Below are 20211 nucleotides of genomic sequence, written 5' to 3'. Positions count from 1 at the left end.
CCTTGATAGCATTTGTTTATTTCTATCCCGACTTTTCTGAACAATTATTGCTTCTTGCAACTCCCTGGGCGATTACAGCTCCATTATTTATGCTATTAATTGCTTTAATGATGAAAAAAGAGATTGGCAAAACTGCTATTGAAGAAGCCAATTAAAATTATGGAGGTGCCAATAAGAATGGTCAATCAAATAGAATCAAAAAAGCACCGCTTGCAGCAATTGCTTGAAAGTCTAACCTCCCGAAAACCAATCAAGCAGGCTATCATAGCTCTGGAGAGTATTAATAGATCATTTCAATGGATTGGTACAAAAGGGAAGACGGATGCGGATGATAAGAAGGTAAACCAGGATACGCCCTTTTTTCTTGCCAGTATTGATAAAATGTACAACGCTGCCATTGTTATGAAGTTGAGTGAAACTGGAGCGTTGAATCTCAATAACAAGATTTCCACCTACCTGCCGGATACACTCACCAAGGGACTGCATAACCTGAATGGAGTTGATTATACAGAAAGGATTAGAGTCAGGCATTTGCTCTCTCATACATCTGGCCTGGCGGACTGGCTGGAAGACAGTCCCAAAAACGGCAAGAGTCTGGTTGACCAAGTGGTCGAGGAAGGCGATAGGGAAGTTACATTAGAAGATATGGCGGCGTTGGTCCGAAACCGGCTTCAGCCCCATTTCCCGCCACAAGACCTTACCGCGAAACGACCAAAAGTTCGCTATTCAGACACAAACTACATGCTACTCATAGCAATAATTGAGGAAGTTACCGGACTGACATTGGCTGAGGTTCACAGGAAGACGTTTATCGAACCTATGAACCTTACGCATACCTACTTTCCTGGTCATTCTGGGCCCATAGATCCAACGCCAGACCCTATGATTCTTCGTGCTAATGGGCAAGAAATTCAGATTCCTCACTTAATTCACTCAATCAGGGGCATATACAGCACGGCAAGGGATACATTAACCTTTCTACGCCATCTTGTGCAAAACGATATATTTCAGAATCAAAAGACGTTTAGCTTGATGCAGGAAAACTGGAATCGATTTGGCTTTCCTCTCGATCGGGCAGCGTTGCGTGCACCCAGCTGGCCCATCGAGTATGGACTCGGTCTCATGCGTTTCCGCCTTCCTCGAATCTTCTCCCCGCTACATCCGATGCCGCCAGTTGTAGGGCACACGGGCTCGACTGGTTGCTGGCTGTTTTATTGTCCTCAAATGGACGTGTTGACAGCTGGTAGTGTAGAAGAGGTTACGGCAGGGGCCGTGCCATTCCGAATTGTACCGAAAATTCTAAATATTCTTCGCTCGTAGAAAGAATACTCTGGATTCCTGAATGTGCACCTAACCATTATCTTACCACCAGTTCACCCCTCCTCACAGTTCCCCAAAAGTGGTCCCCACCCCATGAAGTCATGCTGCAGCTTTTCTGCGAAAACAGGGCCTTTACTGTACCGGCCTACTACCTATTCCCCCTAACCAGTGATCAGTTTTATGCTGGTCGTACTCCTGCTTTATAAGACTCCCGGTTTTGAACAATCGACCGCCGGCTTCCTCGCAGTTGTTTTCGGGTGGTCTATGCAGCCATGTAGGGGGGCTGCGATACTTAATTACGTGGAAGTCACGACACTAACGACGCCGACTTGAAGGCGTTGGCAACCGACCAAGTATGGCATCTTCTTCATGCCTTTGATGATACCTGGTCGATGGGCTGATGGTGTTTGGATTTCATATTCTGCTTCTTGGTTATCTCGTGTATATCTCGGGTTACGTCCAAAAATGGCTGGGGATATTGCTCATCATTTCGTTCGGCAGTTATCTGCTGATCAATGCCACTCATCTGTTCTTCCCGGGCTATGAAAGTTTAAAATCCATCCTTTGTTGACCCACCCGTATGGAAAACCCAGGTTCCAGATGTTTGTCGATAATCTCGTAGAGTTCAAAGAATGGTTCAGTTGGGGCGTATTTGGATTCATTTTGAAGAATATCCTCGATCCTCAAATGAGAAATGGCCTTAGGAGGCAAGCCTTCTTTTTCAGCCTGGTCCACAACCTTTTTAAATATGCTTTTTATTACAAAACTCATCTGTCTGGTATTACTTTGTATCTAAGGATAATTCCACTCAATAGCAGCTTGCTAGATTTATTCTTTTTATTTCCCAAGGCAAGGATAATAAATACAAGAAACAGCCCTTGAAAAACGCCCGCTGCGCTCAGTACTATCGCCCAGTTAATTGATGAAGTCAGGGCCATGTTGCGTTAATAAGCAATCAGAAACTATCTCAACACTGAATATCTATTTGTAAAACCAATTAAGTAAGAACCTATATATTTCGATTCAAAATTTTTTTGGCCCTATTTGTTCTAATTTAGCACTTCAATATATTAGTCATAAGCTGTTGTTTTAGCCTATTTATTGCATCAATAACAAAAGTTCAGAGAGGGAATTGATGCAAATCCTTTTCGTAAAAAACATGGTGTGCGGACGGTGTATTCTGGCCGTCGAACACATACTAATTTCCCTTGGCATTCCGCATCACGACATTCGGATTGGGGAAATCCATCTTTGTAATTCACTGGATGAGGAAACGAAACAAAGTCTGGGCACCGAACTGGAAACAATCGGCCTGGAAATCATTGACACCCGGCTAAACCAGCTGATTGAGAAAGCCAAGCAATTGATAATCGGAAAGGCCCGGAATGAAGTCACGGGAAGGGATCGAGATAGCACTCTTTCCAAATACCTTTCCCAAAAACTGGCTATCGAATACACTTACCTGAGCAGCCTGTTTTCCTCGGTTGAGGGACGAACGATCGAAAACTATTTTATCGAGCAGCGCATCGAAAAAGTTAAGGAGATGCTGGTCTATGATCAGCTCAGTCTCTCTGAAATTGCCTTCCTGCTGGACTACAGCAGCGTAGCCCATCTCTCGTCACAATTCAAAAAGACGACGGGACTAACTCCTTCCCATTTTAAGAAGATAGGAGACGCGAGGATGAAAGCCCTGGATCTGGTATAAAACCCAAAAAGATATAATTCCATCCCAAGGTTCTGTAACAGGGAGTCACCCATGCCCCTGTATATTTGTATCAACCTTTAACTAACAATGGGTGATACCATGAAAAATTCAATGCCTAAAACCAACACCAATTATAGCAGCTGCGCGAGCTTTTCTTGCGATTGTATAGAATGCTCATGTGAAGCTGCTTGCACGTGCGGATGTAGATGCTGCCAGTAGTAAGTCAATAGGCTGCCCGTAAGTGGGCAGCCTAATTTTCTAACTAACATGAACGAGCGAGAATAAGGCGATGAAAACGAATTTAACAAGCAAAAAAATATTCCTGGCCGGCGCCATGATAGCTGGAATTACGTTCCTCTATCAGGTTCCTACGGGGAAAAATGTGGCCAGCAGTTTCGGAAATTCTGTGGTTAATTCGGGAACCACATACTTTCAAAATCAACAATCAAATAGTGAGAACACAGCAATGAAACCTAAACCCGTAACCTACAAACTTGAAGCCAGCCGGTTTGAATGGGAGCTGGCACCCGGTAAAGTGAATCGAGGCCTGGGGATATAACCGGCAAGTGCCCGGACCGGTACTCAAAGCCCGTAAAGGTGATACCCTGGTGGTAAGCTTTACGAACAGTCTGGGTGAACCCACAACCATCCACTGGCACGGGCTGAGAATACCGTCGCTGATGGACGGCACTGAAGATGTGCAGAAACCGGTTCAACCCGGGGAGACCTTTGAGTACCGGTTTGTCCTGCCAGACGCTGGCACCTACTGGTACCATCCCCATTTTAATGAACCGACGCAACTGGAGCGAGGACTATATGGTGCGTTGGTTGTGGAGGATCCAAACGATCCAACGGTGGATGCCGACCGGCTGTTTCTGATTGATGATATGAAGCTGACCAAGGGCAACAAATTTAAACAGCCCGGCTGGTTCCTGGCCCGCTGGATGGAACGCCATGATGGCCGGGAGGGTGAGACCCTGCTAATCAACGGGAAGGAGCAACCCGTCATTGAAGTCAATGCCGGACAACAAGAGCGTTGGCGGTTCGCCAATACTTCGAGCGCTCGATATATCTTGCTGCACCTTGGTGGAGAGCCATTCCAAGTCATCGGAACGGACGGGGGACTGCTGGAAAAGCCCTATTCCGTCACCGAAGTGCTGGTTACTCCGGGTGAACGCTATGATGTTATTGCCGGTCCGTTTGAGGTAGGCGAAACCTTAGCCATTGAGGCGCTTCCCTTCAACCGGGGACCAAAGGAAAGTGAGCGCTTGAAATTGGCTACTATTTCCGTAGGAGACCGCAAGCCTTCGATTGCCTTTATCCCTGAAAACCTGCGACTAATAGAACCGTTGGCCTCACAGGATACTTCAGCCAACAAAACGATTTAGCTCCACGGCAAAAGAAGCTGGACAGACGGTGTGGACTTCACCATTAACGACGTGAGTCACCTGCATGATGCGCCCGTGCAATCGGGTGAACTGCAGATCTGGGAGATCAGCAACCCCAGCATGCTTGACCACCCGTTCCATCTGCACGGGTTCTTCTTCCAGGTGCTGGAGGTCAACGGGCAGGCCCCGGCATTCAACGCCTGGAAAGATACCTTCAATATACCACGGGATGGTAAAGTCAAAATCGCATGGCTGCCCGACCATCGCACCGGCAAATGGATGTATCACTGCCATATCCTGGAGCATGCAACAGCAGGCATGATGGCACATTTTGAAGTGGTAGATAGCCAGTTGGCCATGGATATGGGGGGTATTCCCATCATCATTAATGAGGATTCCGAAATGAACGCCTCATTTTTAAAAGAGATCTTCCTGAATCTTCTGCTTGTGGCCGGGCTTGGTGGTCACCTCCAAGCACAGCCAACCATTGCCAATTTCCCAGAGATCGATCGGTACCTGCAAGGCCAGATGGTTGAGGCTGACATTCCGGGGGCGGCCCTAGCTATTGTCAAAGGAGATCAGATCGTGCATTTGAAAGGATATGGACAAACTGACCTATCGGGTAATGTGGTTACCCCGCAGACACCCTTTATGCTGGGATCGACAGGAAAATCAATCACCGCATTGGCTATTATGCAGCTTGTTGAAGCAGAATTAATTGATGTGAACGCGCCGGCAACCCAATACCTGCCTTGGTTCCACACTTGGCAGCCTGAAGTTTCCGGCCAAATTACCTTTCGTCACCTGTTGACCCATGCCAGTGGCATCTCTTCCTCCTTCGGCCTTGCTCAAATGAGCGATGGGGATACGACTGGCTATGCAATCGAGAAACAGGTCCGGAACCTGGGAAAATTCAACCTTACTGTCCCACCCGGCAGTCGGTTCCAATACTCGAATGCCAACTACATTATACTCGGAATGGTGATTCAGGAGGTTACCGGAGTGTCGTACGAAGAGTATATCCAGGAGCAAATATTTGATCCCCTGGAGATGACCCGATGCTTTACTTCTCGACCCAAGGCAGTGAAATTCGGTCTGGCAACTGCCCACCGGAAGTGGTTTGGGCAGTCAATGCCGTCCAGCGGTCTGCCCTTTGTTCGAGGGGCGATTTCGGCCGGTTACCAGATGTGCTCGTTGGAAAGCATGGCTCATTATCTTATTGCCCAGCTAAATGGTGGCCGATACCGGGACCATCAGGTTCTGTCGGTGGCAGGGATGGAGATACTTCATCAACCTGCAGTAGAGGCGCCAGGGCGAGGCCATTACGGAATGGGATGGGCGGTCACAACGCTTGATGGGACTCCGGTGGTAGTCCATGGTGGTGCAGCTCCGGGATATCTGTCGGATATTATCCTTGTCCCCGAGCAAAACCTCGGCGTGGTTCTGCTGATGAATACCTACACCCCATTGTTTAGCAAACAACAGATGGAAATAGCCGATAACATTATCCGTATGCTGTTGAGTAACAATCCTGTTGAAAGCACATTAGACCTGGCGTCGATATCAGTAATAATGGTTTTGATTGTGATCCTATTGCTACAAATAGCAGGTGTGTTCTTCACCTTGAGACGGTTAAAACGCTGGAAGTCTGGCCAGTCCCCGCTTCCCCAAAACCTTTGGCAACAGATTCGGTACCTGGTCCTGCCCCTGGCGTTAAATGTAGGATGGGCGGTGTTGGTATTTATCGCTATTCCCAAGATCTCGCAAATTCTCTGGCCCGTCATTTTACTTTTTCAGCCCGACGTGGGATGGTTGGCAATGTTGAGCGGTTCAATTGCCTTGTTAGCAGGATTAGTGCGCACTGGTTTTGTTGCCAATAGTTTTTCCAAAAGAAAGGGACTTCAAAAGGTAGTAAATACATCGATCCGGTGAATATTCGTCCCGGTTCTTATTCAAGAATTAATTGTTTCTGAACAGCCCGCTTGCAGCTCTTGCAGTCCTTCATTAATACTTCAGCAATAACCCTGAGTAGGATCTTAATACCGGCTTCTATATCAAACTCGTTGGCATAGGAGAGAAATCGTACAAGAGATTCCTGGTCATTTGCCTGTTTGGGTTATGAGTTTACTTCTTTTTCGACCCAGTTTTTCCACCGAAGGTAACGCTCTTTTATCTCAACAGAATTGGGGATGGGCGAATACTTTTTTTCTTCTTGCCGAAGCTCTTTGAGGTTATCCAAACTTTTAAACATTCCATGCTCCAACCCGGCAATTGTTGCAACCCCCCAGGCGGATACATCCTCAAACCCGGGATTTTTCACCTTAATTCCCAGAAGGTTCGAAAGCATCTGCATGATTATTTTATTCTTGGAGATGCCTCCATCGGCGTTTAGTTCTTTTAATTCAATGCCTGTGGCCTGTTTGATCGTATCAATAACAGCCCTGATTTGAAATGGGATGGTTTCAACCGCTGCGAACAAAAGGTGTCGTTTGTCAGATCCGAACGTAAGGCCGGCGATTTTTCCGCGTACTTCCATATCCCAATAGGGAGCACCCATCCCACTAAAGGCGGGGAGGATCATAACACCGTCTGAGCTTCCAACATCCACAATGAGATCCTGGATTTGGGAGGTATCCTCGAAGATCCCCAACTGGTTTTTCAGCCACTCCAGCGTAGAACCGCAACTCACAATGGCGCCCTCAAGTCCATAGGCTACCGTTTCGTGGGTACTCCAAGAGATGGTTCCCAACAGGCCATCAACGGTCGGGTAACGTTCATCACCAGTATTCATCAAAATGGATGAGCCCGTTCCCAGTGTGGCCTTGGCCGTACCTTTTTCAAAACACTGCTCGCCAAATGCTGCGGCGTGACTGTCGCCAATCATTGCTTCAATGGGTATTGGTTGTTCCAAAAGACCTTCGAAATCGGATTCGCCGAAATCGGATCCGGAATGCAGGGCTTCGGGTAGATTGAGTGATTCTAAACCAAATTGATCCAGTAAATATGAATCCCATTGCAGATCATGAATGTTGAAAAACATCGTCCGACATGCGTTGGTGACATCGGTAAAATACTGCTCTCCACCGGTTAGCCGATAAAGGAGCCAGGTATCTACCGTCCCGAAACAGACTTCCCCGGCTTTCATTTTTGCTTTCAGATCGTCATCATTTTCGATCAGCCAAAGCAACTTTGTGCCGGAAAAATAGGGATCAATCAGGAGACCGGTCCGCTCCCGAAACTCCTGCTCCCATCCCTCTTCCTTCAATCGCCGGCAGATCTCAACAGATCGTTTGCACTGCCACACCACCGCTTCCGTCAGGTGATTTCCGGATTGATCCCACAGCAAAAATGTTTCGCGCTGATTGGTAATTCCACACGCTTGAATGTCGGATAATTGATATCCCTTTCCGGTAAACTCTTCCAGGCACTCTGCAACAGATGACAAAACAGTTTGGTAAATCTCATCCGGCTGTTGTTCTACAAACCCGGTTTGGGGATATTGTGAATTCAGCGCCGCGTGCCCTTTTGCAACCGGCTTTCCTTTTGAAGAAAAGATCAGCGACTTCGTACCGCTCGTACCCTGATCAATGGCCAATATGTATTTCTCTTCCGAGTTCATTCCGTGCCCTCCGCCTGGAACCGGTCTAGACCAACAGCGATCAATATCACCAATCCCTTGATCACCTGCTGCCAAAATGGTGATACATTCAGCAGCACCAGCCCATTGTTGAGAACGCCGATCAGGAGAGCTCCCAACACGGCCCCCATGATCGTTCCGCGCCCGCCGTAAAGTGAGGTGCCCCCGATCACGACAGCGGCAATAGCATCAAGCTCGTAGCCAAAACCCGCGTTGGGCTGTGCAGAATCAAGTCGTGCTGTAACAATTAATCCCCCGACGCCCGCAAGCAGACCGCCCAATGAGTACACAATCATCTTCACCCTCTTGACATTGATACCAGACAGGTAGGCGGCTTCCTCATTGTCTCCGATGGCATAGATATACCGCCCGAGTTTGGTTTTATTGGTTAAAATCATGGCCAGCCCCACTACAACAGCGGTAATCCAGACCGGCATCGGCATCCCCAGGAGCCAACCTGTTCCGATGAAGGTAAAGGAGTCGCCCAGCCCGGTGATCGGGAATCCACCGGTCCACAGCATCGTCAGGCCACGGGCCATGGTTAACATTGCCAGCGTAGCTATAAAAGATGGAATCCTCAATTTGGTAACAGCAATGCCGTTGATCCATCCCAGAAAGGTGGATACCGAGAGACCAGCGATGATGGCACCCATCACTGTAAATTCAAGAAAAAGGTTGAAGGCCGGAACTTCAACGCCGTTTTTCAACAGCCCCGCGGTCACCGCTCCGCCGAATGCCAGCACCGAGCCCACCGAAAGATCAATGCCCGCCGTCAGGATAACCAGGGTAAGCCCCACTGAAATGCACACATTCACAGAGATTTGACGGAGTACATTCCACAGGTTTTCTGTGGTCAAAAAGTTGTCGGTCAGCATTGCCAACAAGGCACTCAACAAAAGAATGGCGATGAGCGACTGAAATTTTTGCCATGAAATACCTGGTATGGAAATACTGAGACTATTGTTATTCATACTTACCTATTTGGAATTGCTGCGTGCATAATTTTTTCTTTGGTAGCTTCCTCGCGGTCCATATCGGCGGTAATGGTACCATTGGCCAGTACGAGAATGCGATCGGAAAGGGTCAAAATTTCAGGTAGTTCGGATGAAACGAGTAGAATACCTTTTCCTGCTTCGGCCAGCTGGTTGATCAGCTCATACACTTCTCGTTTGGCGTTTACATCGATACCGCGGGTGGGCTCGTCGAGGAAGAGGATATTGGGCTGAGTGGCCAGCCATTTACTTATGACCACCTTCTGCTGGTTACCGCCGCTAAGCTGATTGATTGGTTTTGTTGGGGAGGGTGTATCAATATTCAATTTGTTTATATAGTCGGTGACTAACTCTCGCTCACGTGCTTCAGGGGCCATGACTCCCGGAAACCGACTGACAAGGGCAGCCAACGTCAAATTTTGCGATACACTCATCCCCAAAAATAACCCCTGAGTCTTTCGGTCCTCCGGAACCAGGGCCATTCCTGCACGGATTGCCTGTTCCACAGAACGGATCGCCACCTGCTGCCCCTCGATAAAAATCGTGCCCTTGGACTGTTTCGGAAAAGCTCCAAACAACCCTTCAAGAAGCTCGGTACGCCCCGCTCCCATTAACCCAAATATTCCGACGATCTCTCCCCGTCGGACTGAAAAGCTAATATCATGCAGGTTGCAGTCCCCCGTTTCCCGCTTAAGGAAAAGCTCAAAATCAGAGACCCGGAATACTTCTTCGCCATAGTCTGCTTTTTTACGGATAAATACCTTGCGAGCTTCACGTCCCACCATCCCCTTTACAATGCGGTTTCTATCAAACGATTCGGTATGACCCGTGTCCACAATTTCCCCATCCCGCATGACTACAATCTCATCCGAAATTTCAAAGAGCTCTTCCAGCTTGTGAGAAATGTAGACCACCGCGCCGCCCTGTTTCTTGTACTCCCGGATTATATCGAACAGGATCTCAACCTCGGTATCGGAGAGCGCCGATGTCGGTTCGTCCATAATCAAAATCTTGGCATCGTAGGAGAGGGCACCTGCAATTTCCACCAGTTGTTGCTGGGCCACCTTCAGGCTGGAGACCTTGGTTTCTGGAGTAGCTTCCATTTTAAGCATCTCCAGGTATCGCTTCGAATCTTTTCTCAACTGCTGCTTGTCAACCGTTCCATAAGCAGTTTCCGGTTCGCGACCCAAAAAGATGTTCTCTGCTATCGTGAGATTGGGCAGCACATTCAGCTCTTGCAGTATGATGGAGATACCGGCTTCCTGGGCTTGCCGTGGATTGTCAAACCGTACGGGATCGCCTCTAAGCACAACCTGTCCCTCATAATCGGTATAAACACCCGACAGAATTTTCATAAGTGTGGATTTTCCCGCTCCATTCTCACCGATCAGGGCGGTCACTTTGCCGGGATATACGCTAAAATTCACATCCTTCAGGACAAGCGGACCTGCAAACGATTTGGAAATGTGCTTTGCCTCTAGTATCGGTGTCTCCTGTGTGCCTTTCCCCACAATTAATCCTCCATATCTATTCTTAGAGGAATAATGCGCAGAGAATCCAGCTCGCGGCTTTCAACGTTAATGGAGAGCGCTCCTGCAAATGATACGTTTTCTCCAATACCGGCCTGTTCAGTGAGGGTGGGGACGACCTGCTCTTCCACCAATTCGTTAATTTGAATCGATACCTGGTTAAACTGCGTCATATTAACGAACTCACCAATATCGATCTGCGGGACCGCATTTCGAATAGTATTCCCAAAAATAAATCCCGTTGCAAGCCTTACGTTGTTGGAGCCATCCAGGCTGACCAAGACATCATCTTCCAACATTTCCTGGATTGTCCCCTGACCTCTAACCAGAAAATAGCGGTAATCGGAGATACCAACCTGTTCCCCGCGGGCGGCCGTTGAATCAAAATTTTGCTCTAAACTGTCCAGCAGCCTTTCAATATTTACCGCTTGTTCCAGGGATGAGCTTCGCTGTTGCTCCCAGAAGTTCTGTGCATAGGTAGCCGCATCAAAGTCCCCCTCATTTGCTTCGGAACGCACTTCCTCCAGGTTCCTGATGTTTATTGAATTGACTAGGATAATTACAACAGCAATCCCCAATATCCCATATTTGACGAATCTATTCATGGCTGACTATCTATATTCTTCAATATTTTGCTGGGTAACCAACTCCACATCGATCGGGATTTTGCCGGCGATATCACGATCGCCATCCAGGTATTGATCGGCAAATTCGGCTGCCTTTGTGGCTATCATTTTGGGAAACTGCATGCCGGTAGCTGTGATATTGCCTTTCGCTATGGCATTGAGCACGTCGGTAGCCCCGTCAAATCCAAACACCTTCACCTGGTCTGCTTTCCCAGCGGCAACCAAGGCTTGGTAGGCTCCCATTGCCATGGCGTCGTTGCCACAAAATATGGCGTCGATATTGGGGTGGGCCTGCAGAATCGATTCGGTCACTTCCATCGCTTTGTTGCGGTCAAAATCGGCACTTTGCTGGGCCACCATCTCCAGGTCCGGGAACTTATCGACTACGCTGTGAAATCCCATCGACCGGTTCCAGGTATTGTTATCGCCCACCAGGCCCAACAGCTCTGCATACGTTCCCGAGCGGTCCAATTCCCGCACAAAATATTCTCCCAACTTTACACATCCAGAAAAACTATCGGACAGCACCTGTGAAACGGCCGCATCCCTGGAATTGACCTCCCGGTCCATACAGAACGTAGGGATTCCGGCATCCTTCGCCATCTCCACATTTACTACCGACCCATCAGCATCGGTAGGGTTCAGCAGGATGGCATCATAATCGGAAGCGATGATATTCTCAAAATGCTCAGCTTCCTTGGCGGAGTTGTTTTGGGAGTCAAAAATAGTGGCTTCATAGCCCATCTCACGGGCTTTCTCTGCCGCAGATTCCGCCAACACCACAAACCACGGGTTATTTAGTGTGGATATCACCACCGCCATTTTCGGTTTCTCATTTTCGGCAGGTTGCTGGCTGCATGAAAACAGCAGAAGTCCGACCAGGGCAAAGACGAGATGTTTCATAGCGTACTGACTTTCGTTTTCAGGAATTCTAAGGCTGTTTGGGTTAATCCCTCTTCGGAAATTCCGTAGTGTGTTAGAATATCATTTTGCGGACCTGTTACCGTGTATTCATCGGGTATTCCCATCCGTTTGAACGGTACCGAATAACCCGATTCCAGCAAATGCGCCGAGCAGGCTTCCCCGAGTCCGCCGTTGATCATATGCTCCTCGACCGTGATGACCCCCCCACATTCTTCCGCCGCTTTTGACACCGCATCAGTATCAAACGGTTTTATGGTGTGCATACTTATGATCCGGGCTTGTATCCCGTGCTCTTCAAGCTTCAGGGCGGCCTGCATAGAGCGATATACCGTTTCGCCATTAGCGATAAACGCCAGGTCATCGCCCTCCCGGACCGTAATCGCTTTTCCTACTTCAAACTTAGTCCCTTCGGCATGAAGGGTGTACATCGGTTTCTTCCCGAATCGCAAGAATACGGGTTTATCGTGGTGATAGGCAAACTTTGTTGCCTCACGCGTCTCAAAATTATCGGCCGGCACAATGATCGCCATGTTGTTGATGGCCCGGAGCACCGCAAGATCGTGGATGGAGTGGTGCGTTGAGCCAAGATCCCCGTAACTGACGCCGGCACTGATCCCTACCAGTTTTACGGGGTGATCGGAGTAGGCCACATCATTTTTGATCTGCTCGAGTGAACGCGCCGTTAAAAAGCACGAGGGCGATATCGCAAACACTTTTTTACCGGTGGAGGCCAATCCCGCTGAGATACCCACCAGGTTCTGTTCCGCAATTCCTACTTCTACAATTTGATCGGGATATTTTTCCGCAAACGGTACCAGCTTGCCCGAACCCCTGGAGTCACTGGTGGTTATTATAAGATCGGAATCGTTTTCCGCCAGCTCTTCCAGGGTTTCGGCAAATACGTACTGGTTCGCTCGTTCCTGTTCAAGATTTTTCATATTCATTATTCGCAGTTATTAAAAATCTTATGTGACTTGGCTGAGTTCGGCGATGGCATCTTCATATTGCTCATCATCGGGCACTTTGTGGTGCCACTTGTAATTACCTTCAATGAAGCTAATCCCCTTACCTTTAGTGGTATGTGCAATCACCATGTTGGGTTTATTTTTCTCAAACGGGGCGCTTTTGAAAAGCTGCTCCATGGCGTCAAGGTTATGGCCGTCAACCTCCCGGACATGCCAGCCAAAGGATTCAAATTTTTCCCGTAAAGGTTCGACATTGCATACATTGCTGACCGGACCTGTAATCTGAAGTTTGTTGTAGTCGACGATAGCAACCAAATTATCCAGCTTGTAATGAGAGGCCGCCATCAATGCTTCCCAATTTGATCCTTCAGCAAGCTCGCCATCACCGAGAAGAGTGTATACCTTGTAAGGCGCCTTATCCATTTTCCCAGCCAGCGCTATACCGACACTCATAGAGAGTCCGTGCCCGAGTGCACCGGTATTGTGCTCCACACCCGCTACTTTCCGGGTAGGATGTCCCACATAGTGCGACTGGTACTGTGAAAACGTATCGATATCGGCATCGGGGAAAAATCCCTGGTCGGAAAGGGTGACATACAGGGCTTCCACGGAATGGCCTTTGCTTTGGATGTACCGGTCGCGATTTTTGTCGCCAAAATTCTCTGGTGATACATTCATCACCCGGTTGTATAACACATTCAGGATATCGATACAAGACAGGCTACCGGCTGTGTGACCGGCCCCTGCATTTTTGATGCAGGACAAAATACGTTTCCTGTATTCAGCAGACTTCTTTACCAGATCGACTTCACTGCTCCTGGTCTTAGTCATAACAAATACTCTTATTTCTGTTGATTCGAATTATGATTGTAAACTTCCCAACCAAGGTAATTTGAAACGGCTTCCTCCAGTATTGCTGATGTCTTGGACGCATTCATCACCACATGGTGTTCAAACCCGTTTCTACAGACAAAATGCATAAGGTCCTGCAGATTGGGAATACTGGCAACGGCTCTTGTTCCAAATGTGTTGAGGGGATCATCGGTAAGTTCTCCCTCACCAAAGTAGGCTCTTATCGTCCCTTCGTTATCATCGGTTGACAGCCGGCCAAATGTGAGCTCTGAAGCCGGCGTTCGACCTTCCAGTGCCCCCACGGTGTTCTCTTCACCAACACTGGTTCCCAGGATGGGAGCAGTGCTGATCGTCACATCAGGCAGAAAGGATTTGGCCCAGTTGCCGCAGTGAAATAGCACGCACTTTTCTTCGTCATCGGCATAGTTGTTGTTCCAGTCCACCAGCGCACTGGGACTGTCGGAGGCCAACTGCATAGCGTACATCGTCAGTGTCCCTGTCACGTCCACCTCGCAGGCACTTGGCAGCATGTTCTCACTCATCATCGACATGCTGGTGCAGACGTTACAGCCGTAGTTTTCCTGAACGGAAGTCCAGCACTGTATGGCGGTGGCGTCCAGCTTGTGTTTATTCACAAAATCTTGTAGTACGATATCCAGCTTGGCAATCTGCTGCAGGCTCTCCTCGGTTGTCAATCCCGTATTGGAATACTCCTTAATCTTCTCAATCGTATTCTTAACCTTCGCATCACTGGATTCAATCTTTTCTGCCATCCCGAGGATTTCAGAAAGGTCGGCTGTCACAACACTGATATTGTTGCGCTCAAGTATCTTCTCGCTATAACGGACGGTATTAAAGGCTGCCGGCCGTGCACCGATAGCCCCAATACGGACACCACTCAATCCATTTACCACCTTGCAGACCTTGGCAAACTTTTCGAGATCGTTTTTAAAGGTCTTGGATTCCGGGCGATCGACATGCTTCTCCGTCAAAGTGAAGGGGATGCCGTACTGGTACAGGTTATTGCAGACCGATATTTTACCGCAATACGCATCGCGCCGCCGGGCCACATCCATCTTATCAAGATCATCTGGGTAGGCCATAATCAGCACCGGCACCTCCAGTCCCGACAGCCGGAGGGTATCGGCAATGCCCTTTTCATCCCCGAAGTTTGGCAGCACTACAAGTATGCCTTCGATCTCATCCTCATGCCTTTTAAATAGGTCGGCACATTTCTCGGCATCCCGGTACGTTTCGACGTCACCGAGCTTGGTTTCTTCCTCAGCCAGCATGATACCGCCGATATCCATCTCATCCAGCAGATCCTGTATCTCTTCGCGGGCATCACTGACCAGCTGATCTGGAAAGAAATTTCTGTTGCCAAATATTACACCCAATGTTGTTTGTTGTTCATCCATATCGTAGTTCTATTAATGTTCTTGTTTTATTATAAGAAAATTGGCTTTATGTATAAATATTTTTTATTGAATATATATTCAAAACCTTCAGGCCACATAAATTCAACTGAATGGCTCGACTAACCAATCTGCTTTAAAATTTCACAAAGCGTTTCCCAGTCCGACCAGTGACTAAATTAAGGTGCCGCTGTTTGCCCAACGCTACATCGCTCCATACGTTCAGCAAAGTCTCGCAGGAATTCTTCCCGCCAGCGGTTCACTGTTTTAGCACCGATATGCCCATCCTCAATGAACTGTTTTGCAGGATCATCAGTCCACCAGTTGGGGTACTTTTTTGAAGGACGATCTGCAGCAGCGGGAGGCGCCGTAACAGCAGTAATTCCGCCCGCCTGACCATCAAGTGAAGGCACATTGCTTTTAATCTCAAAATCATAGGGCTCCGCTGATTTGGGAGAAAAACGGAAACGCACCGTCCTGTCGCCAGGGAAATATCCGCCAAGCGACTGGTTCGTTACTTCCAGCCAGGCTTCGGGGTTCTCCGGCAGGTCGGTTTCAAGTTGTAGTACCAGTTCCATGATGCCGAACTCCTGCATGCTGTCTTCTTTGGAGGGAAGCTGTCCAAACTGGTAATAGGGTCGATCCCACGCGCGCACGAATCGACCGCCCCAACTGGGTTGGGACGGATCTTCAGGATTCCCCTTTAGCAGCCAGGCCACCGAGGGCGTGTCACCCATCTTGATCTCCCCACCAAGTTGAGTGGCAAAAAATGCACCAAGCGCCCCCTTGCCGGCCACATGCTCCTCAACAAATCCCGTGTTGCTCCACTGTCCAGCCTGATTCCCCCCGACAAACCAGCCGCGGTACGCGGCATTAGTCTCAATAATCTGCAGTTTTGGGTGATTTTCTACTATATACTGGTAGGCATCGGGACTCCATTTTTTATTGGGCCCGCCAATCCAGTACACTCTCAGCTTTGGCAAGATATCCGGGGCATCGTGCAGGGCCTGGGCAAGGTCTTCGATACCGCCCCATATCAGCACATGCAGCGGTCGCGGGTCCTCAGCTCGCGCTCGCTCAATGATCAATTCAGAGCCTGCCGTGGATTCCCTGTACCCTTGATAACCAGCACGGTCAATGGCTCCCTGCTTTGTAATTGCCCGCAGCGAATCGGGTGAAGGATACCTGGGAGAGTAGCTTTTAAGATTCGAATAGTCCCGTTCATAATGGTCAATTACCTCAAGAATATCGGCCTTCCTTCCGGGTCCGTATGGCGAAGAAATCAGTCCCTCGATTTCGAGTAGATCCGCATACAGAAGCAGGTGAACCATGGACTGGAAATCATCGGGATCGGTTCCCCCAATATCTGTTGAAACGACGACGCGGTAACGCTCACCGTAAAGGGCGCCGCTATCGGCAATCGTTGCTTGTTTCTGCATTGTTTCTTCAGCACAGCCAATAGTCAACGAAACTCCAATCAATGCCAGAACTATATGCTTTAATGCGTTCCATTTAGTCATAATGACTTCCCTATTTTATTTGAGATAAACGTGTTTACCACGTTTTAAAAAGGTATTCAATCTCCCTATTACCGCCGGTAGTCGGTCACGGCTCCAAGAGGGACTTTTGAGAGCTGCCTAATGCGACCAACGAGTCCTCTTTGGAGAATAGCCAGTCCGCCCACTGGCGGAAGGACAGGAGGATTGACCTTTTTGATATTTTCAAATGAGTTTTGCAGGTAAAAGAGTTTTCATTGTTCAAAATTTAATTGCTCGATTTAACATCGACGATCACGCGCTGGTAGCGTGTGAGTTGAGGTTCCCCGTGGTCCGTCACAGCGAGAATGATTTACATGCTTCCGGTCCCGTGAGGCATCATACGATCAGTTTTGACCAAGGCACGCTTGCCTATCTCCGCATAGCGAACTACCTCATCCTATACTTCTTTGGAGGCTTTGCAAAACCCAGCTTGTCATCCTGAACTCGTTTCAGGATCTCCCTTTAAAGGCAGCAACCGTAGTTAGGAGATTCTTCGACAATCTCAGAATGACAGACTTTAATGGTTTTGCAATGCCTCTTCTTTTTATTTGTGTCTTCGGATTATACTCTGACTACATCTACCCCGGTACTGCAATGCTGTTGAGATACTTTTCGAGCATGGTATAGCCATCGTCAGCCGTTCTGTTCCTGTCCGATGGATTATTAGGATTTAGCCCATGTTCCTTTTCCCAACTGTCGGGTATCCCATCCCGGTCGGTGTCGGCCGGGGCGGAAGTGCTCTTTAATTCCGGCCAGCCCCCCACTTCGCTTTGACTATCGATTATTGCTCCCGTACGATTCTTAACATCATCGACCATGCGCGCATCTACCGTATCCCGGATTGGCAGGCTCGCTCCCCCGTGGGACAGGATACTCTCAAATGCTTCCCGGGGGGCATCAGTCTCAATAGGCCCTGTGGGAAACGGCTTTTGTCGTTTATAGGCTTCAACCTGCTGTTGACTCCAGTCTTCATCAAATGCTACAAGATCCCACGGGCTATCCGGTTTTTCAAAATCATAATAATTGTCATGAAAATAGGCCTTGTTAAACGGCGAGCCGGTCTCATAGGCAATACCGTTATTTTCAGAGTTGGTACCGGGAATCAAGAAGTTGCCTACATAGTTCAGCTTGGTAACGCTTTCAGAGTCGGCATTGTAGCCGGCGTGTGAACCGCCCCAATTGTAAATCACATTATTCCAGAAATCGAGCAGCAAGCCATCCGGATCTTCATCATGTGGATTGCTGTCGTAATTGCCGGGACGGGGATTGCGGCCACGATTGTGGGCATAGAGGTTGTGATGAAAACTGTACCTGGCTCCACCGGTTCCCCGAATAAGTGAGCCGAAACCATGGTTTTCAGGATTCAGGGCTTCGGTTATAAAACACCACTGAACGGTTACGTCGGTTAGGTCTGGCTCGTCGGTGGAGGCGGAGAGGACTTCGTCAGTACTCCAGCTACCAGAACAGTGATCTACGATGATATCATGCCCGCTACTAATGGAGATAGCATCGCCCTCTTCGCCCAGGTCGCCCAGCCGTGATCGAATGTAACGGATCACCACATCATGCGTTTCGATCACAAGCGAACCGTCCCGGATGGCAATCCCATCGCCGGGAGCCGTCTGCCCCGCAATGGTGATATATGGGTTATCTATGGTGAGATCGTTTTGAAGGGCAATAGTTCCCGATACTTCAAACACCACCGTACGGGGACCTTCCTGTTCAATTGCCCACCGCAGGCTTCCCTCGCCTTCATCATTTAGATTGGTCACATGGAGCACGTTTCCGCCCCGTCCCCCTTTGGCGTATGCTCCAAATCCCTCTGCTGTGGGAAAGGCTTTTATCTTTTGCTCTTCCAGCCGAAAATCTTTCGTATTTTCCTTATATCCTTCCCTGGCTAGCTGTGCCTTCAAGATACAAACATGACATAACAGGAAAACTATAGTAATATTAGTTAGCTTAGCAATTGTTGTCGATTTCACCATACCGAAGTATTTTTTTACCAGTTAATCTCTACTCTTAGTATATATCTTTGATTATATATCTATCCCTTTTGCTTTAGTATTATAAATAATCTCCGGTAATGTATAAATATTTTTTAACGAATATATATTCATTCCAATCAAAGACCATCCCTGATACTTACACAACCCTAAAACAACTCAAAAGGGATCGAATAAAGAAATTTGCATCATCTTGCTTGTTCGTATAAATTGCCAGCCAATTTTTGAATAAATATTCAAGGTCAACATGCTATCCAAGTCAAAGCTGCGGCTTGTTACCAAAGTAGCCCAGCTCTATTACGAAAAGGGGCACCTGCAAAAACAAATTGCCGAAGAGCTGCATCTTTCGCAGGCTACCATCTCACGCCTGCTGAAGACTGCAGATGAACAAAATATTGTCAAGACATCTGTCTCTATTCCCGTCGGTGTTTACAGTGACATGGAAGAGGAAATTGAAGAACTCTATGGCCTAAAGGAGGTTGTTATAGCCGATGCTCCTTCAAAGGCTAATAATGAGGAAATTCTCAGAAGCATTGGAAGTGCCGCCTCCTATTACCTGGAGACAACGCTCTCGAAAGGAGAAACCCTTGGGATCTCTTCCTGGAGCACTACGCTGCTGGCTATGGTCAATGCTATGCAGCCCATCCGTAATGTGAAGGACACAAAGGTAGTACAGATACTCGGCGGTATCGGAAATCCCGCTGCCGAAACACATGCCAGCCACCTTATTAAACGGCTTTCCTCTCTCGTGAATGGGGAAGCAATCTTCCTGCCAGCCCCGGGTGTAACGCCGAAAGGGTCATCACCTGAAATTTACATGCAGGATGAGTATGTCAAAAAAGCGGTTGAAAAGTTTAATGCAATCTCGTTGGCCCTCGTGGGCATTGGCACCCTTGAGCCCTCAAAACTATTGGCTAACAGTGGCAATGTTTTCTCAGAACAGGAGCTGAATGAGCTCGAGAAAAACGGTGCTATAGGAGATATATGCCTGCACTTTTTTGATGAGGATGGAAACCCCATCGAAACGTCTCTTAATAAGCGTGTTATCAGCATGTCTCTGGATCAAATCAAAAAGGTTGAGCGCACCGTAGGTATTGCCGGTGGAGAGCGCAAGGTAAAAGCGATTAAAGCCGCCCTCAAGGGCCAATATATCAATGTATTAATTACTGACAGGCATACGGCCGAAAACATTCTCAAATGATTAAAGTTCTTATCGGTTGCCTCCTTGTCCAAGAAACAACGATCCAGAGAGCCTTCCTAAGAAATGTAACACGTACTTTGTAATTTCTCAGGATTAAAAACTCCTTATCTTCGTTA

General features: G+C 48.2%; 20 protein-coding genes. 8 read left to right on the top strand and 12 right to left on the bottom strand.

The genetic code is table 11. The features are described 5' to 3' along the window. The first annotated feature begins 2 nt into the window (after window positions 1-2). From NC796_RS01685 to NC796_RS26725, 3 genes are all read left to right on the top strand, one after another. Window positions 3-155 (top strand): hypothetical protein, encoded by a 153-nt coding sequence (locus tag NC796_RS01685; protein WP_310681507.1) that lies wholly within the window; start codon window positions 3-5, stop codon window positions 153-155. A 22-nt stretch (window positions 156-177) separates the two neighbouring features. After that, a complete protein-coding gene (locus NC796_RS01680; RefSeq protein WP_310681506.1) occupies window positions 178-1320 on the top strand; it encodes a serine hydrolase domain-containing protein in 1143 nt (380 codons plus the stop codon). Between the two features lie 400 nt (window positions 1321-1720). Beyond that, the gene (locus tag NC796_RS26725) at window positions 1721-1891 is read left to right on the top strand and encodes a DUF4386 family protein (RefSeq protein WP_409070338.1); all 171 of its coding nucleotides are present in this window, start codon (window positions 1721-1723) and stop codon (window positions 1889-1891) included. Here NC796_RS26725 and NC796_RS01670 read toward each other — a convergent pair. Next, window positions 1861-2091 carry a hypothetical protein gene (locus tag NC796_RS01670; protein WP_310681504.1) on the bottom strand — a complete coding sequence of 77 codons (231 nt, stop codon included), beginning with the start codon at window positions 2089-2091 and terminating at the stop codon, window positions 1861-1863. The genes NC796_RS26725 and NC796_RS01670 overlap by 31 nt on opposite strands. 364 nt (window positions 2092-2455) lie before the next feature. Here NC796_RS01670 and NC796_RS01665 point away from each other — a divergent pair, with 364 nt between their 5' ends. The 4 genes from NC796_RS01665 (at window position 2456) to NC796_RS01650 (ending at window position 6345) form a co-directional block, all read left to right on the top strand. Continuing rightward, on the top strand, window positions 2456-3025 hold the full coding sequence (locus NC796_RS01665) for an AraC family transcriptional regulator (protein WP_310681503.1): 570 nt from the start codon (window positions 2456-2458) through the stop codon (window positions 3023-3025). A gap of 289 nt (window positions 3026-3314) precedes the next feature. Next, a complete protein-coding gene (locus tag NC796_RS01660) occupies window positions 3315-3584 on the top strand; it encodes a hypothetical protein (protein ID WP_310681502.1) in 270 nt (89 codons plus the stop codon). Window positions 3585-3591: 7 nt separating this feature from the next. Next, window positions 3592-4413 (top strand): multicopper oxidase family protein, encoded by an 822-nt coding sequence (locus tag NC796_RS01655; RefSeq protein WP_310681501.1) that lies wholly within the window; start codon window positions 3592-3594, stop codon window positions 4411-4413. A gap of 30 nt (window positions 4414-4443) precedes the next feature. Next, window positions 4444-6345, top strand: a complete 1902-nt coding sequence (locus NC796_RS01650) for a serine hydrolase (protein WP_310681500.1) — start codon at window positions 4444-4446, stop codon at window positions 6343-6345. 184 nt (window positions 6346-6529) lie between these two features. Here NC796_RS01650 and NC796_RS01645 read toward each other — a convergent pair whose 3' ends face one another. From NC796_RS01645 to NC796_RS01600, 11 genes are all read right to left on the bottom strand, one after another. After that, window positions 6530-8032, bottom strand: coding sequence for a glycerol kinase GlpK (locus NC796_RS01645; protein ID WP_310681499.1), 1503 nt, complete (start codon window positions 8030-8032; stop codon window positions 6530-6532). Further along, window positions 8029-9021, bottom strand: a complete 993-nt coding sequence (locus tag NC796_RS01640) for an ABC transporter permease subunit (RefSeq protein WP_310681498.1) — start codon at window positions 9019-9021, stop codon at window positions 8029-8031. Before NC796_RS01640 ends, NC796_RS01645 begins: the two co-directional genes overlap by 4 nt. 2 nt (window positions 9022-9023) lie before the next feature. Continuing rightward, window positions 9024-10553, bottom strand: a complete 1530-nt coding sequence (locus tag NC796_RS01635) for an ATP-binding cassette domain-containing protein (protein WP_310681497.1) — start codon at window positions 10551-10553, stop codon at window positions 9024-9026. Between the two features lie 2 nt (window positions 10554-10555). After that, window positions 10556-11176, bottom strand: a complete 621-nt coding sequence (locus NC796_RS01630; protein ID WP_310681496.1) for a DUF2291 family protein — start codon at window positions 11174-11176, stop codon at window positions 10556-10558. A gap of 6 nt (window positions 11177-11182) precedes the next feature. After that, window positions 11183-12100 (bottom strand): D-ribose ABC transporter substrate-binding protein, encoded by a 918-nt coding sequence (locus NC796_RS01625; protein WP_310681494.1) that lies wholly within the window; start codon window positions 12098-12100, stop codon window positions 11183-11185. Next, window positions 12097-13065, bottom strand: a complete 969-nt coding sequence (locus NC796_RS01620; RefSeq protein WP_310681492.1) for a transketolase C-terminal domain-containing protein — start codon at window positions 13063-13065, stop codon at window positions 12097-12099. The genes NC796_RS01625 and NC796_RS01620 overlap by 4 nt, the downstream gene beginning before the upstream one ends. Before the next feature lie 21 nt (window positions 13066-13086). Next, on the bottom strand, window positions 13087-13917 hold the full coding sequence (locus NC796_RS01615) for a transketolase (protein WP_310681490.1): 831 nt from the start codon (window positions 13915-13917) through the stop codon (window positions 13087-13089). An 11-nt stretch (window positions 13918-13928) separates the two neighbouring features. After that, entirely contained in the window at window positions 13929-15356 is a 1428-nt protein-coding gene (locus NC796_RS01610; protein ID WP_310681488.1) for an L-fucose/L-arabinose isomerase family protein, read from the bottom strand. Window positions 15357-15532: 176 nt separating this feature from the next. Beyond that, on the bottom strand, window positions 15533-16873 hold the full coding sequence (locus NC796_RS01605) for a nucleoside hydrolase-like domain-containing protein (RefSeq protein WP_310681486.1): 1341 nt from the start codon (window positions 16871-16873) through the stop codon (window positions 15533-15535). A 244-nt stretch (window positions 16874-17117) separates the two neighbouring features. Next, on the bottom strand, window positions 17118-17198 hold the full coding sequence (locus NC796_RS26720; RefSeq protein WP_409070342.1) for a hypothetical protein: 81 nt from the start codon (window positions 17196-17198) through the stop codon (window positions 17118-17120). 271 nt (window positions 17199-17469) lie between these two features. Beyond that, window positions 17470-18804: a hypothetical protein gene (locus tag NC796_RS01600; protein ID WP_310681484.1), complete on the bottom strand. Its 1335-nt coding sequence runs from the start codon at window positions 18802-18804 to the stop codon at window positions 17470-17472. A 337-nt stretch (window positions 18805-19141) separates the two neighbouring features. Between NC796_RS01600 and NC796_RS01595 the strand changes: the two genes are divergently transcribed. Further along, window positions 19142-20095, top strand: coding sequence for a sugar-binding transcriptional regulator (locus NC796_RS01595; RefSeq protein ID WP_310681483.1), 954 nt, complete (start codon window positions 19142-19144; stop codon window positions 20093-20095). The last annotated feature ends 116 nt before the right edge of the window (window positions 20096-20211 follow it).

The organism is Aliifodinibius sp. S!AR15-10 (genome assembly GCF_031569985.1).
GTDB lineage: Bacteria > Bacteroidota > Rhodothermia > Balneolales > Balneolaceae > JAMQKA01.
This window is presented reverse-complemented; position numbering and strand designations above follow the sequence as displayed.